Genomic DNA, 15,105 nt, shown 5'->3' with positions numbered 1-15,105 from the left:
TAACTTAAGAGTTGGGATTCAATCAACTCTCAGCAAAACTTTCCATTATATCATAAAACTATTTTGCAAGAGGTCTAATATTTTACTTAAGCCTAAATTTTTCTTAATACCCGGAGACTAAGAGTAAAAATTAAGTAATAACTGGGTAGTGCAAGTTTCCTGAAACACAAGTGCCGGCAGCGAGTAGAAATACTTGCGCCGCACCAGTAGTCAAGTTGGTTCTGCACAAAGGAACTAACAGCACCAGCAACAGTGTCTAAATAAGAATCTGCAGTTGAGTGTTCAGGAGCGATCGCGCATTGTGTAAAGTGAGGCAGAGGGCGTATGATGAAAAGAATCTCCAAAAATAACTCTCAAAACAATCAAAACCGAGACCAAAAGCAGCCCAATCCTTTAATATTGGCTTTGGTGCTAACAGGAATTCTTGCCTGGGAAATGTATCCGGCGCTAAGACACACCGCAGCAGCTAACGCGGGCGCTCTCAAACATTCCCTTGCCCAGTTGGAAAGCCAACCGCAGCAAATCGCGCAGCAATTTTCCGCTGCCGCGATGCCCCAAAAAATCAGCTATTCGGTATTTGCACTCAATAGTCTAATTTCCGAACCGGGCAATTTGGCCGAGACGACGCGCCAAAATCCATCGAACAAATTGCCCGCAACCGTAGCAGCAGCAGTTCGCCGAGAGTTGTCCGACTCCACTGGCATTGCTGCTGACAAGTTGAAAGTAACTGAATCGAGCGGACAAAGTTGGCCGAATACTTGTTTAGGACTCGCGAAAGCGGATGAAATTTGCGGTCAAATGATTGTCGAAGGTTGGCGGGTTGTGGTTTCTGATGGTAGGCAAACTTGGGTTTACCGCACTAATGCTAGGGGAAATGTGTTGCGTTTGGAAAAAAAGTTAGTTAAGTAAATGTACCCATGTGAAATGAACAATAAGTGGTTCTACCGAACCTAGTATGTAAGAAATCGCGGAAACGCTTATGTAGAGATAGTTTGCCTAAAAATTAATAAAAAGAAAACTATCATAAACTCAAACCCTTGCCCAATCACGCGATTGGCTGTTTCTAGCACACATCAAGCATAGCAAGTTCGGTAGAGCCCAATAAGTTTACTTTTGGAACAGGCAAGATGCCTGTTCCACAAAGAGTGAGTTTGTTTGTGGGAAGTTTCTTGTGGGCTTATTGGAACAGGCATCCTGCCTGTTCCAATAAGAGTGAATTTTCTTGTGGGAAGTGTTTTGTGGGGTGGGTACGTCTACCCCTGATATCAATTTGGGAGTTGGTTTCTTTGGATGATGCCGCCGCCCAAGAGCACGTCTCCGTCATACCAAACAGCCGCTTGTCCGGGGGTAACGCTCAACTGCGGTTCGTCAAAAATCAATTTAACTTTTGTACCGCCGGCTTTTTCCTCTGCTTGGGAGGATTCCACAGGAATAATTGTAGCCGGGACGGGGTGCGATCGATAGCGAATCTGTACCTGAGCCCGAATCGGAGCCGTCGGCGCAGCTACAGAAACCCAATTTACTTTCTGGACTGTACATTCAGATTCTACCGCCAACTGCCGATCGCCCACAATTACCCGATTGCCAGCAGCATCGAGTTCAATCACGTACAGCGGTTCCGGTGCAGCAATCCCTAGTCCCTTCCGCTGGCCGATGGTGTAGTGGTGCACGCCGTCGTGCTGTCCGAGCACCCGCCCTGACTTGTCCACAATGTCACCCTTTTGCGGCGCAATGTACTTGTCCAGAAAAGCCCGCATCGAACCGTTACTTTCCACCAAGCACAAATCCTGACTTTCCGGCTTGTCAGCAGTTGTCAAGCCAAATTCCGCCGCAATTCTGCGAGTTTCAGTCTTGGTAATTTCCCCTAAAGGAAACTCCGTACCCGCCAGCAAATCCTGTGTTAGATCGTACAAGAAATAAGACTGATCTTTCGCAGGGTCGATCGCCCGCAGCAACTGATAGCGACCCGTATCAGCATCGTAACTAATCCGAGCGTAGTGCCCTGTAGCGATTTTTTCAATTCCGAGTTCTTCGCGAGCATACTTGAGCATCGGGCCGAACTTCACAGTTTTATTGCACTGCGAACAAGGCAGAGGCGTAATTCCTGCACTGTAACCTTCCACCAAATAATCGACAATACTTGCCTGAAAGACCTCGCGGCTGTCAACAATGTGGTGGGGAACGCCCAAATCTTCGCAAATTTTAGCTGCATCGACCATTCCCTCAGAGCAGCACTGACCTTTGCCCTTCATCAACCACAGCGTTAAACCCACCACTTCATATCCCTGATGGTGTAAAATTGCGGCTGCTGCGGAACTATCGACCCCGCCGGAGAGGCCTACAACTATCTTGTTCATGATTCTGAGAGAAATTGCTATTTTACTGTGAGTTAGTTCGATCGAGCTAATTTATTATACCACAAGAATACTACAACTTGCGACTGCTGCTGTTAGCTGAAATTTTAGCACTAAAATTAATATGACTATTCAAAAATTTGTTGTCACCGCCGACCAAATGCGGCAAATAGAAACGAGAATTTTTGCTGCTGGAATGCCAGTCGCAGCTTTAATGGAAAAAGTCGCGGGACTGATTGCTAGACGCATTCAGGAGCTTTTGAAGGGGGAAGGAAATTCGGCAACTAGCAGTGTACGGAATTTAACGGATAGAAGGAAAAGGGAAGAAGAGAAAAATCTTGTTAATTCTCAATTGCCAGCGATCGGCGTATTGGTTGGGCCGGGACACAATGGCGGCGATGCTTTAGTTGTTGCCCGCGAATTGCACTTTCAAGGGTTCCAAGTAGTTATTTACTGCCCGTTTTCTAAACTAAAAGAACTCACAAAAAATCACGCTGATTATGCGCGTTCTTTAAATATTCCATTTGTTGACAAAATTGAACCGCTGAAAAACTGCGATTTGCTCGTAGATGGTTTATTTGGATTTGGATTAGAACGAGAAATTAATAACGCTACGGCCGCAGCTATTGACGAGATAAATAATTTAAACATCCCCGTTTTTAGTATAGACATTCCATCGGGAATTCATACAGATACCGGAGAAGTTTTGGGGACGGCAATTCGGGCAAAACATACATTATGTTTGGGCTTGTGGAAAATGGCATTTCTGCAAGACAGAGCATTAGAATATATCGGCAGTTCCGAATTAATAGATTTTGATATTCCCGCAGCAGATATTGCAGCAATATTGGGCGAAACGCCAGCAATACAACGCATTACAAAAGCATCGGCAACTGAGAATTTGCCGTTACCCCGATCGCCAATTTCGCACAAATACACCAACGGTCACTTACTAATTATTGCAGGTTCCCGGCGCTACAGCGGAGCCGCAATTTTGTCTGCATTGGGAGCAAGAGCCAGCGGTGTCGGAATGCTGTCAATTGCCGTTCCTGAGTCGATTAAACCGATGTTGAGCAGTCAGTTGCCAGAGGCGTTAGTTATAGGATGTCCCGAAACCCAAAGCGGTGCAATTAGCCAGTTGCCAGTAGCCATTGATTTGAGCATCTACGACGCGATCGCGGCAGGGCCAGGTCTGACATTGGAAGCCGCAATAGCTGTAGAATCTTTACTGGAGAGCGATCGACCTCTGGTGTTAGATGCCGACGGTTTAAATATCCTCGCTCAACTCGGTACAGTCCCGATTTTGTCCGAACGCTCAGCACTAACAATTATCACGCCTCACCCGGGCGAATTCAAGCGTTTGTTTGCCGAATTGGCAGATGAAACGGGCGATCGAATTGCCGCAACTCAAGCCGCAGCCCAGCTTTGCGGTGCAACGGTATTGCTCAAAGGAGCGAGAGTTTGCATAAGTTGGAAGGATGAAGGCGATTCCCTACGGGATAGCTGCGCTTCACGTACCATCACCTACCTCAATCCCGAAAGCACCCCAGCCCTCGCCAGAGGCGGCAGCGGCGACGTTCTCACAGGCTTGTTAGGGGGACTGTTAGCAACTGCGATCGCCCGCAAATCCCCAGCCGAATCAGTTGCTGCAACAGCAGTTTGGTGGCACGCTCGAGCCGGAATCATGGCTGCCAAAGAACGGACAGAATTAGGAGTAGATGCCTTTACTTTGACGCAGTATTTAATTCCAGCTTTGCGAGAATTTGCTTAGTAAACAATCAACAGGAGTTGGTAGGTGCGCACCGCGCACCTTTGTATTTTGTGTACCCACCGCGCACCCTACCCGTTGCTTTGTAGTGACGACGGAAGTCCTCATAAAAATCTTACGACAAACCAACGGGTAACTCAAACGAGTGACGCTCAAATGAGTGACACTCTAAAAAGTGACTGTGCACTCACAAATCCCACCAGTTATACCTGAAATATCAAAGACCAAAACTTAAATGTCGATAGGAACCACATTATGTACACCGAAGAAAGAAGCCTGAACAATGAAACTATGGCTCTCGTCGCCGATACTACTTCTCAATCAACTCTTGCATTTGCTGAAACCACAGGAGTGAACAAACCCACTTTACAAATCGGTTCAACAGGTCAAGCTGTCACGGAACTACAACAGCTTCTATATCATTGGGGATATTATTTCGGCCCGATGGACGGTATCTTCGGCGTCCAAGTTCAAAACGCCGTCAAAGGCTATCAACACCGCGTATTTTTAAAAGAAGATGGGATTGTGGCTTCTATAACTTGGGAAGCACTATACTCTGGTGCACCTGTGAATATGCCGATCGTCATGAAAGGCAGTTCTGGCAATGCTGTTAAAATTGTTCAGAATGTCTTGAAAATCAATGGATACTATTTTGGTTCGATTGACGGATTCTTCGGGACGATGACAGATGTAGCAGTGCGACAATTGCAAATTAGCAAGGCTTTACCGCAAGATGGAATTGTCGGCTATAGAACTTGGCACGCCCTCAGCAAGTTACCGCACTAATGACGGGTTGAATTCACTTTCAGTCATTGCCCAAAATCGGCAGCTCAATTAGGGATTTAGGCTTTGCCTAAGTCCCTAATTATCGTTAAGGGGAAGGCTGCGCGCGTCCAGGGCGATCGCAAATTCTGTTACCGTTCCCAGCGATGAAAAACATTATCAATTTTCCGTGTTTTTTTGTTACTATATAGTGGGGAATTGGTAGTCCCCATCCGGTTCCTTTACCTTCAGTTTTAGTTGTAAATAGTTGCACTCAGAAAATTATTATTGCGATACTTACGTGACCAGACTTACGCATGGGGGGCTTATTCCCGGTTTCTACGAAAAATTCGAGGTTTATTAACGAGAAATTTAGGAAAAATCTCGGAAGAAACCGGGTTTTTAAGCCAAAAAGGGCGCGCAAGTCCCGAACTAGCCTTTGATGAACTTTTCTAATTTGTGAGCCATCTTCTCGACAATTCCCTCCGAAGTATCTCCCGCCGATGCTTCTGCTTCAATACGCTTGACCGCATCCTCTGGAAGATTCAGCAACTGCACTAATTTTTGATAAGCTGCGGCTTCTTCAGCGTTAATTTTTGGTTCGTCGGGAGTGCGAGAACTAGATGAAATCACTTCATAGCCGAGTTGCAGGACTAATTCCTTTTCATCTTGAGTTTCTAGTTGGCAGATCAACTCGTCAAGGGGGATATTTTGCATGATGTAATCCCGCAGTTCTTGTTGCATTTGTTGTCCGTCGGTATCTGGGGCAAACAAACGGCAAAAGCGATCGAGCATTAAATTAACTTCTTCTGTCGCGAGTTCGCCGTCAGCCCAGGCCATAGAAGCCACAATTCTCAGCAGATTCATCTGGCGGGGCGTAATTGATGGAGGAGGTGGGGTTTGCATAATCAAAATTGGTAATTGGTAATATCAATTCCGGTGCAACCGGAATTATTGTTGACTGTTGACTGTTGACTGTTGACTGTTGACTGTTAACTGTCAGTCGAAAAACTGAATGATATTTGGGTATTGACTGGTGATTCAATTTTACCAGCAGGATGCTAGCGGAATTGGGAATTGGGAATTGAGCCTGATTCCTTCTTGTGTTTTATTTCCCCTTCCCATTCATTTATGTCACAATTTCGATAAAGGAACTCCCAGCCATCCAGTAAAGTTTTGTTTCTGAATAGCAGTGGGCTGTTCCACGGGCACGATCGAGTAACGGCCAGGTCGCGGCGGGGCGAGAGTAACGCGACAAGTCCGCAGTTCGTCTTGGTGAAAAACTGTTACTTCTATTGTGTCTCCGGGCTGATAATCCTTAAGCCTCTCGCCCGCTTGTTCTGCATTTACTACCCGAAAACCGGAGATCGCCAGCAACTCGTCCCCAGCATCAATTCCGGCCAGTTGTGCCGGAGATCCTACTTCGACAAATTTAACCATTTCCCGCCCGTTTTCCGTTCCCAACGTCCAACCGATGCGAGGTATTTCGCTAGTTTCACTTGCGATGAGTTCCAGCCCGAAAGGTTCCAGATACTTGTTGTAAGGCAACTCTTCTGTGCCGTCAATATAGCGCGCGAAAAAGTCGCTCAAATCGATGCCGGCGACAGACTCGATCGCACTTTGCAACTCTTCGGGAGTAAAGCCTATTTCTGCTTGCCCCGAAGGAGAATTTAACTGTCCGTTTGATGTCAGATGCGCCGGCTTTGCCCCTGTTCCCGACTTGAGTTCAAAATCGTCGTTTTCAGTGGAATTAGCCTTGCCAAACTGCTGCCACATCAAACGCAGCACATCGTCGAGCGATCGCTCGTTGCGATGTCTGGCTCGAATCAACAAATCGAGCAAAAACGAAACAACTTCCCCTTTCAAATAATAGGAAATCTGCGAATTGTCGCTGTTAGCATCCCGGCGATAAAGTTTAATCCAAGCATCCCAGCTCGACTCGCTCACAGGCTGCACGCTCCGCCCCGGAGTCGTCTGCAAGCGAGTAATTTCCTTAGACATACCTTGGAAAAAACCTTTGACGCTGTAGAGACCAGAGCGAAAAGGAATCACCAAATCGTAATAACTTGTCGTACCTTCAGAGAACCATAAAGAAGGAGTGTAATTCTCTTTTTCGTAGTCAAATACTTCCAGAGCTTTCGGGCGAATCCGCTTGACATTCCAGAGGTGAAAAAACTCGTGAGCCACCAACTGAATAAAGCGTTCGTACTTATCCTTAGCCCGAAAGCCAAAACGCGGATAGTTGAGAGTGCAGCTCTCTTTGTGTTCCAAACCGCCAAAACCAGAGCCGGACAAATGCAGGAAAAACACATAGCGTTCGTAAGGCAAACCGCCGAACATTTTTGCCTCGACTTCGATAACTTTTTGGATGTCTCGAATCGCCCGATCTGCTTCTAAATTGCCTTTTCCCCAAACAACTAGCTGGTGGGGTTTTCCCATCACTTCAAACTCGTACACTTCGTGACAGCCAATTTCAAAAGGACTGTCTGCGAGAGTGTCAAAATCCGCAGCAGCGAAAGTAAGATTTTGGCCATAAACAGGCGGCAAAGTAGTAACGGTGCGCCATTGGGGCTGCGGCGGCACAACTGTCACGGTGTAGCAGTTGCGCTCAAAACCGGGCAAGAAAAAGCACAAAGCCGCCGGATTGAAATAACCGTGAGTCGAGTCTAAATGATTGGTTCGCACTGTCAGTTCGTTGGCAAAAATGCGGTAGAAAACCGTGATATCTGACACCGAATTAGTTTCGATTTGCCAGTGATTTTTGCTTTTTTTGCGCCAAGGTAAAGCTCGATCGCCCGCATGGGAGCTAAAATCTTGCAGGTGGCGGGCGTACTCTCGAACCAAATAAGAACCGGGAGTCCAGACAGGCATTTTTAAATCCAGAACCGGCTGCGACCAACCTTGCACGCGCAAAGTCACTTCAAACAGGTGGGATTCAGGATTGGGCATCGCCACCGAATATTGAATTGTCGGTGCTGTTAGTTGCCCCTGACGGTGGCCGGCAGCGGACGAGGTATCCAAAGAAGTAACATCAGTCATTGACTTGCCAAATTAATCAAGTGCTTGAGGTTGATCAAATGGATAGTTTGGCGGTCTGGATCGATTTTGATCCAACCTTTACTATCGAGTTTTTCCATAATTTTGCTGGTTTCATCTAGGGTGATATCTGTGACATCAGCTAAGTCTTCATAAGGAATATTGAAGATATCTTTACCCTCAGCAATTTTCTGACCGTAGTTTTCTGCCAGCTCGACTAAAGTATTTGCTAGTTTAACCGCTGGCTGGCGGTTGCGGAGTTGATACCGGAGATTGGTTTGGCGCAGCCGCCGCACCATCAGTTGCAGCATCCGGTGGTGCAATTGCGGGTCTTTAAACAGGGTTTGAATAAATCGCTGAGCTGTGACGCTCAGCAGCCGCACGGGCGATAGAGCAAGTACGTCATTCGATCGGGGAGATTCGTCAAGAATGGCCATTTCGCCGAAGAAGGCACCCCGTCCTAAAATAGCCATTGATACAGCTCGATCGTTTGACAAGCGGCGGACTTTGACCCAGCCAGACACGACAAAGTAAATCGCGTTGCCCCAAGAATCCTCCATCACCACAGCTCGGCCCGGGGGATACTCGTGCTTGACGGCATTTGATAGCAGCCCTCCCAATGTTTCTGGGTTAGCACCCTTAAATAGAGGGAATAGCTCACTGAAAGCTTCTGTCTTCATGCAAACTCGCGGAGGTGGGAAATATGATTAGGCGACACCCAACAGCTAGGGAACGATCGATGTTTGGGAACACAAACAATCCGTTGCTCCTTTAATTGATGATAAGGGTGCAGAGGCCCGCTTCACGTAAAATCGGCAGATTCTTTAATCTTAAACGGGTTTACAAGCGTGCCACTGCCTGTTGAACTTTGCCCAACAGAGGTTCTATGTAGTCCGGCCAGCCGATCGCGATTGACTGCGTGTGGGCGAGTGTCTCCGGTTCGATCGCATCTTTACTCCACCTCAGCGGTTGACCTTGCAAGTCGCAACAAACCAATCCGGCTGCTTTTGCTAGTGCCAGAGGGCCGGCGGTATCCCACACTTTAACTCTGCCGTTGAGATACAGGTACAAGCCGGCTCTACCGAAGATAACTTCCATCACTTTTAAGCCAAAGCTGCCCAGCGAGTAAAATTCGGCTCCGGGGATGCTTTGGGCGATCGCCCGGGCGTAGTTTTTCTGGTCTTTGTCTCCGAGAACAATTTTACAATTTTCTGCTGTCGGGGCCGGGGGTTTGCACAGGGCGATCGGCTGCGGCGCTTGGGCTCCCACACTTTGGAACAATCCCCAATCTTTGCCGCCAAAATACATTTGGTCAAAAGCCGGGGCGTAGAGCCAGCCGGCCACCGGTTCCCCCTCAAGCAGCAGCCCCACCATCGAAGCGTAGTGCAGTTTTCCCCGAATAAATTCTTCTGTCCCGTCGAGGGGGTCGATGCACCAGAGGCGCTGGTAATTGGCGCGGTAAGCTGCTCTGGAGGCGCTGTTTTCCTCGGTGATCGTGCCGTCTTCAGGAAACAAAGCGCTAAATGCTGCCGATAGTTGTCGGTCTAGGTATTGATCGATACTCGTCACGTAGTCGTTGGGCCCTTTCTCGGAAACTTCAAAAGGTTGGGCTGCGAGTTTGTAAGCTTCTTGACCGCACTCGCGCAGGGTGTAGCGAATTTTTTGGTCTTGTTCTGGAGAAATATACATCAGGTTAAAAATAAATGCTTCAGCTAACTTCAGCATAAAAGCTTAAGTCCTTGGAATCGATCGGCGCGTGTCACTGTTTTTGATTCGTACAGCATTTGCGCGCGGGTGTCGATAAACCCGGTTTCCTAACCATCAGCACCGTTGCGATACAAGCCCCAGACAGGATTGATGGAACTCAAAAAAATTCACACATTAGGGAGAACCCCCAGATTTATCTGTAGAGTCAAATCTAAAATCTAAAATCTAAAATCGACCAGCGCCGTTGCGATACAAGCCCCAGACAGGATTGGTGGAACTCACAAAAATTTAGACATTAGGGAGAACCCCCAGATTTATCTGTAGAGTCAAATCTAAAATCTAAAATCTAAAATCTAAAATTGACTGACCGATCGCACTAGCACTTTCAACAGCAGAGGATAGAATCTTCTGAGGTTAGATAATTTGTGGCAGCACCAGAATAATCATAAGGAGAAGAGTTTGAAATACCATTTGGCATTAGGTCGCAAAATAGACCTAGATGGAATTGACCGGGATGCAAAACTCGGCAAATGCCCTCGCCACGTCCTGCGAACCCTCAGAGACCGCTTAAATGCCACTGTCCACGCCCCGGATGGCGAAGCAATATCGTCGAGTGACAAGCTGCGATCGAAAATTTCTTCTAAACCCGAACATTGGGCCGCCGCCCGCAAATTGTCCGAGCAAGTCAGCAGCGACGACGTGATATTTTGTAACGGCGATGACATTGGGATTCCAGTGGCGGCGGTGTGCGGTCAATCGCCCGATCGCCCGAAAATTGTTGTACATTTCCACAATATCGATCGGCCGCGCGGCCGCCTCGCCCTGAAACTATTTGGTTTGGCTGACAAAATTGATGTGTTCATGGCCTGCGCCACCCCTCAAGCTGACTTCCTCCGCAGTTATTTAGCTATACCTGAATCCCGCATTTTAGTGCTTCTAGAACAGACAGACACCCAGTTTTTCACACCGGGCCCCGTTTCTGCCGAGAAAAAGCGGCAAACGGTTGTTAGCGTCGGATTAGAAAAGCGCGACTACCGACTCCTAGCAGCAGCAACTGCTGACTTAGATGTTGACGTAAAAATTAGCGGTTTTTCTAAAGATGCCAAAGCTTTATCGCAAGCTTTCCCCGATACTATGCCAGAAAATATGTCGCGCAAATTCTACGAATGGCCCGATTTAGTGCAGCTTTACCGCGATGCAGACGTAATTGCAGTTTGTTTGGCGGACAATAAATATGCTGCTGGAGCTACGAGTTTGCTGGAAGCAATGGCCTGCAAGCGACCGGTCGTCATTACTCGGACTCAAGGTATGGTCGATTATTTAGCGGCCCCGGATATTGCCAAAGTGGTAGATGTGGGAGATGCAGCAGGTTTGCGCGAGGCGATCGTCCATTTGCTAAAAAATCCTCAAGAAGCTGAATCTCAAGCGCATCGGGGCTACAAAATCGTTGTGAACCAGCACAGCAGCGAACTTTATGTCGATGTTTTAGCCCAGAAGCTGCGATCGCTTTAAACTACATAATTAGCGGTAAAGTGCGCGCGCAGTACCCCAGAATCATTTGACACGCGAACCCTCCCTCCGTAAGGTGTGCACTGCGCACCCTACAATTGTTTAACACGCCAACCATCCGCAAACAATTATTTGACTGTCTCACACAAAACTCAAAACTCAAAACTATTAAGACTCCCGTCCACTCGCCCACTTATCCCGCCATTTCACAGTCCCTTCCGAAACTAAAACCCAGCGGCGACAAACCAGATTTTCTCGCAATGGCGACTGTCCTTCCCGCAGCAGCGCATACTTATAAGAAATCAACTTCCCCGCACTTTCATTAAAAGGAATTTCCCCAAACCAAGTATTAGTATTGATATACTCCAACGGGTAACCCTTACTAATATCCCAATTCCCCAATTCAGGACAATCTCCAATCACCACAATTCTTTCCCCAGGCTGAGTTTTAACGCTGTTAAGCTGCGCCCGCACAATAGTTGTCGCCTTAACTCGCTCTCCGACGCGGCTAAAAATCATTACTTCCCGCGCACCCAACTCTAAATTGTACAGCATCCTGTCTTTAACTTCAAACTTGCGGCGCGATAAAACCTCCGTATGCTCTCCATCAGGCAGTTCAGTATCAACCTCTTTAATTGTAACAGCATTGCCGCGATTCATCGCTACAAACACCACAGAATCGCGATAGCGGCGCACGTAACAATAAACATCAGCAGTTAGATATTTTTGCCAGTGACTACCCATCGAAATAGCTGGATTCAGCCGCCGCAATCCAGACAGCAACCGCACATCTCGGTAAATCGGCGAATCAGTATCCCACTTTTCCATCATCGGGCGGTTGTAAGGGTCATTTCCCCCTTCGGTATCATCGTGCAGATACTGTTCGGTGCCGTAATAAATACAGGGAATGCCGCGAGTCGTCATAATTAAAGATATCGCCAAATGCAGCATTTCTGGATCTGGATTCAACGACTGAAACCTCGGCATATCGTGGTTGTCAATAAAAGTAATCAACTCCGTCGCCCCGTAGTAGCGGTGATCCAAATTCAGGACATCTTGGACTAACTTAAATCCCGCTTCCGCACCCTGTCCCAATACTTCTCGAATTGCCACGCACAGACCAAAATCTAAAATAGTCATCCCCGACTCGTTGACAAATTCCACAGAACGATCGTTTCTAGGATCGCTGTAAATCCATTCGCCAAAAATGAAAACATCAGGTCTGTGTGTTAAAATGTCAGCATTAAATTCCTGCCAAAACCAAATAGGCATATGCTTGACTGTATCAACCCGCAAAGCATCAACACCTCTGTCCAGCCATTGTTTAATTGCTGATTTAATGTAATTGCGGTAGGCAATATTGTTTTCGTTGAAAGTTGCTAAACCGGACAGTTCACAGTTTTGGACTTGCCATTCATCTTCCCAGTTTCTGACTTCGCCGTAGTGGTGATACCAGTTATCTGCATCGTCGTTAAAGTCAGCTATTTTTACGCCGTCGTCGTAGAGTTCGCCTTTTTTTCCGCTAAAATCTGGGTTGCTGTGATTGCAGACAATATCGAGCACCAGTTTCATATTTCGCTGGTGCAACTCGTCTACTAATTTGTCAAATACGGTATCTTTGGTTTCTTGTGTTTGGTTGACAGAAGGATTATCGCCTTTGGCAATAAAACGGGGATTTAGTCGCTTGAAATCTTTAGTCCAGTAGCCGTGAATCGCAGCTTGTTCGACAAATAATGCTTCTACTTGCTCGAACAGCGGAGTCAGCCAAACTGCGGTAACACCCATATCTTTTAAGTAGTCGAGTTTGTCGATAACTCCCTGCAAGTCGCCGCCCCAATATTTGCCCCAATCTTTGCCTTCTGGATCGTAAAGTTCTGGGTTTGGGCCTTCGTTATTTGCGGGGTCGCCGTCGTAAAAGCGATCGACTACAAGGAAATAAATTGTTTCTTGTCGGAATTCAATGTCTCTGGTGTAGAGGAATTCTAAATCGAGTTCGCTTTCTACCTTAACTTCTTCTACCAAAGACTCAATTTTTTCTTTAGTTTCAGTAACTTCGTATTGAGAGGAAGTTTGATTGGGAGTGACTGGTGTCATGAGATGTATTTTTTGATATTGTAAGATTGGTCAGTTATTCGGAGTTAGAGTCGGAGATAGCTTTCCCCTCAGACTGACTTTTACAGCATCATACGGAATTTACTCCTTTAATGAAATCTTCCTTTAGACAGATGGCAGAGTAGTCTATAGGGTTGTCTGGAGGAGTTCAATCCGATCGAGTTTTATGAGGACTGAAGTCCTCAATACAAACAAATTTTATTATGGTCGATCGAGGAGACATAATACGATCCGTCCCATGCGATCGCACTTTTTCCTTCCTTTCTATTCCTCCCGCAAGTTTTGGATATCTTCAACACTCAAACCAGTAGTTTGACTGATAGTTGGATTGTCAAGTACATTCAGAAGTTGCCTAGCAATTTCCAGAGCTTTTTCTCTCATTCCTAGCGCGAGTCCTTCTTCTCTACCTTCTTCTCGCCCTTGTTCTCTGCCTTCTTCAATTCCTTTTCGCAAGATTCCCTGCTGATCCAGAATATACCTTTCGCGTGCTTCTAAATCTGCCAACTCTTCTGGATTCAAGTTAGTTTCATTAGCAATCGCAAAGGCTTGCTGTATTTCCGAGACTGTTTCCATTGTTTGCGGTATCACTTCCAAACTGGGAGCATTTTTCATAAAATAAACCCACTTGTCAGTCAAAGTTTCTAATTCATCCAATTGTTTGTTGAATTTGGGCAACTCGATAAAGATCAGTTCTATCTCTGGATCGACATAATCAAATAAACGCTTTTTCTCCTTGAACACAAAGTGAGAAATTACTTCTCGGTCATTGTCAAACATTTCAAAATCTGTAATTGTCAAAGCAATTACAGGTTTTAACTTAAAGTAACCTTCACCGCGAATCAGTTGAGTTGAGTAAGTTTTCGCAGCATTGTAAACCACCCGTTTCGCAAAAGATTCTACATTTAAAACTTGCATCTCGATAATTACATTTGCGCCTCCTGCAAGTCTGGCTTTGACATCCAGGTAAGAGTCTTTGAGATACGGGACTCTCGATGCTAAATACGGGTCGATAATTTCTAAGTCGGCTATGGTGGGATTGCCATCATAAATCATTGCATTGAGAAAGCTGATTAAGATTGGTTTGCTTTGATTGGAGCCGAATATTTTTTTGAAGGCAAACTCGATTTTGGGGTTAATGAATCTCATGGTGATTTTTCGTTTTCTGAGCTTTTTAACGATTCAATCTATCTGGCAATGAGGAGCAAAACATTCTTATTCTGTCAAATCGACTTGTCGAATCTCTTCTAGCGTCAGATCCAAGCATTGCGCGATTTGCTCGTCGCTCAAACCGACGGCTTGCAAGCGTTGGATAGCCTCCATTTTAGCCTGCTGCTTTCCCCGCAAAAACTCAGGCGACTCTTCCTGTGACGTGCAGACATTTAGAGCTCCGATTACATGACCGCGAGCAACATGATTGCCACTAATGACGTGGCCAGTAACGTTGCTAATCCTCGACTTGCGAAGGGAGCATCCCATGCCTAGGGTTAGCGCAATGGTTGAACTCATCGAAGATTTAGCGCTGCAATATCAACAGGATTGCTGAATTTGATCGAATCCGTTGGCATCGGAATTGATACCCACATCAAGGACACGGCAGTGCCGTTTCCCTACAATTAATCGCGGTAGGGGAAACGGCACTGGCGTGTCCTCTATATCATAAGGAGTGCAACCGGAATTGATATCAGTCCTGGACGTATTGTAACGGTGCAACAAGGCTTTGAGATTGCTTCGGCAATGACAGAATTGCGTTATCTGTGCGTCCTGGACTATGAATATCGCCCCGTAAGGATTCAGGTCTGAAGAATGGGAATGAGCTCAGGCATAGCCAAGTCACAAGAATGGGCAGAAATAGCCTCA

12 protein-coding genes are annotated in these 15,105 nt (G+C 46.5%); 4 read left to right on the top strand and 8 right to left on the bottom strand.

Translation table 11 applies throughout. The features are described 5' to 3' along the window. Positions 1 to 324: 324 nt before the first annotated feature. The gene (locus QUA02_RS30865; RefSeq protein ID WP_333033420.1) at positions 325 to 909 is read left to right on the top strand and encodes a DUF8738 domain-containing protein; all 585 of its coding nucleotides are present in this window, start codon (positions 325 to 327) and stop codon (positions 907 to 909) included. Positions 910 to 1,265: 356 nt separating this feature from the next. Here the strand turns inward: QUA02_RS30865 and mnmA are convergent, their stop codons facing one another. Continuing rightward, a complete protein-coding gene (gene mnmA, locus QUA02_RS30860; protein ID WP_333033418.1) occupies positions 1,266 to 2,357 on the bottom strand; it encodes a tRNA 2-thiouridine(34) synthase MnmA in 1,092 nt (363 codons plus the stop codon). A 121-nt stretch (positions 2,358 to 2,478) separates the two neighbouring features. Here mnmA and QUA02_RS30855 point away from each other — a divergent pair, with 121 nt between their 5' ends. Continuing rightward, positions 2,479 to 4,125 carry an NAD(P)H-hydrate dehydratase gene (locus QUA02_RS30855; protein ID WP_333033416.1) on the top strand — a complete coding sequence of 549 codons (1,647 nt, stop codon included), beginning with the start codon at positions 2,479 to 2,481 and terminating at the stop codon, positions 4,123 to 4,125. 252 nt (positions 4,126 to 4,377) lie between these two features. After that, positions 4,378 to 4,908, top strand: coding sequence for a peptidoglycan-binding domain-containing protein (locus tag QUA02_RS30850; protein WP_333033414.1), 531 nt, complete (start codon positions 4,378 to 4,380; stop codon positions 4,906 to 4,908). A gap of 408 nt (positions 4,909 to 5,316) precedes the next feature. Here the strand turns inward: QUA02_RS30850 and QUA02_RS30845 are convergent, their stop codons facing one another. The 4 genes from QUA02_RS30845 to QUA02_RS30830 all read right to left on the bottom strand — a co-directional run bounded on the left by QUA02_RS30845 (position 5,317) and on the right by QUA02_RS30830 (position 9,645). Next, positions 5,317 to 5,790 carry a tellurite resistance TerB family protein gene (locus QUA02_RS30845; RefSeq protein ID WP_333033413.1) on the bottom strand — a complete coding sequence of 158 codons (474 nt, stop codon included), beginning with the start codon at positions 5,788 to 5,790 and terminating at the stop codon, positions 5,317 to 5,319. A 228-nt stretch (positions 5,791 to 6,018) separates the two neighbouring features. After that, positions 6,019 to 7,923: a M61 family metallopeptidase gene (locus tag QUA02_RS30840; RefSeq protein ID WP_333033412.1), complete on the bottom strand. Its 1,905-nt coding sequence runs from the start codon at positions 7,921 to 7,923 to the stop codon at positions 6,019 to 6,021. Continuing rightward, on the bottom strand, positions 7,920 to 8,600 hold the full coding sequence (locus tag QUA02_RS30835) for a Crp/Fnr family transcriptional regulator (RefSeq protein ID WP_333033411.1): 681 nt from the start codon (positions 8,598 to 8,600) through the stop codon (positions 7,920 to 7,922). Before QUA02_RS30835 ends, QUA02_RS30840 begins: the two co-directional genes overlap by 4 nt. Positions 8,601 to 8,760: 160 nt before the next feature. Next, positions 8,761 to 9,645, bottom strand: coding sequence for a 3'(2'),5'-bisphosphate nucleotidase CysQ family protein (locus tag QUA02_RS30830; protein WP_333033410.1), 885 nt, complete (start codon positions 9,643 to 9,645; stop codon positions 8,761 to 8,763). A gap of 441 nt (positions 9,646 to 10,086) precedes the next feature. Between QUA02_RS30830 and QUA02_RS30825 the strand changes: the two genes are divergently transcribed. After that, complete coding sequence (locus QUA02_RS30825; RefSeq protein ID WP_333033408.1) at positions 10,087 to 11,139, top strand: glycosyltransferase family 4 protein; 1,053 nt, start codon at positions 10,087 to 10,089, stop codon at positions 11,137 to 11,139. 165 nt (positions 11,140 to 11,304) lie between these two features. On the opposite strand, the gene QUA02_RS30820 is transcribed toward QUA02_RS30825, so the two are convergent. From QUA02_RS30820 to QUA02_RS30810, 3 genes are all read right to left on the bottom strand, one after another. Further along, complete coding sequence (locus QUA02_RS30820) at positions 11,305 to 13,230, bottom strand: alpha-amylase family glycosyl hydrolase (RefSeq protein ID WP_333033407.1); 1,926 nt, start codon at positions 13,228 to 13,230, stop codon at positions 11,305 to 11,307. 282 nt (positions 13,231 to 13,512) lie between these two features. Beyond that, positions 13,513 to 14,394 (bottom strand): Rpn family recombination-promoting nuclease/putative transposase, encoded by an 882-nt coding sequence (locus tag QUA02_RS30815; RefSeq protein WP_333033406.1) that lies wholly within the window; start codon positions 14,392 to 14,394, stop codon positions 13,513 to 13,515. Between the two features lie 66 nt (positions 14,395 to 14,460). Then, positions 14,461 to 14,754: a hypothetical protein gene (locus QUA02_RS30810; RefSeq protein ID WP_333033405.1), complete on the bottom strand. Its 294-nt coding sequence runs from the start codon at positions 14,752 to 14,754 to the stop codon at positions 14,461 to 14,463. Positions 14,755 to 15,105: the final 351 nt, after the last annotated feature.

The sequence above is a fragment of the Microcoleus pseudofavosus SVA1_A4 genome, assembly GCF_036700565.1.
In the GTDB taxonomy this organism is placed as follows: domain Bacteria; phylum Cyanobacteriota; class Cyanobacteriia; order Cyanobacteriales; family Microcoleaceae; genus Microcoleus.
This window is presented reverse-complemented; position numbering and strand designations above follow the sequence as displayed.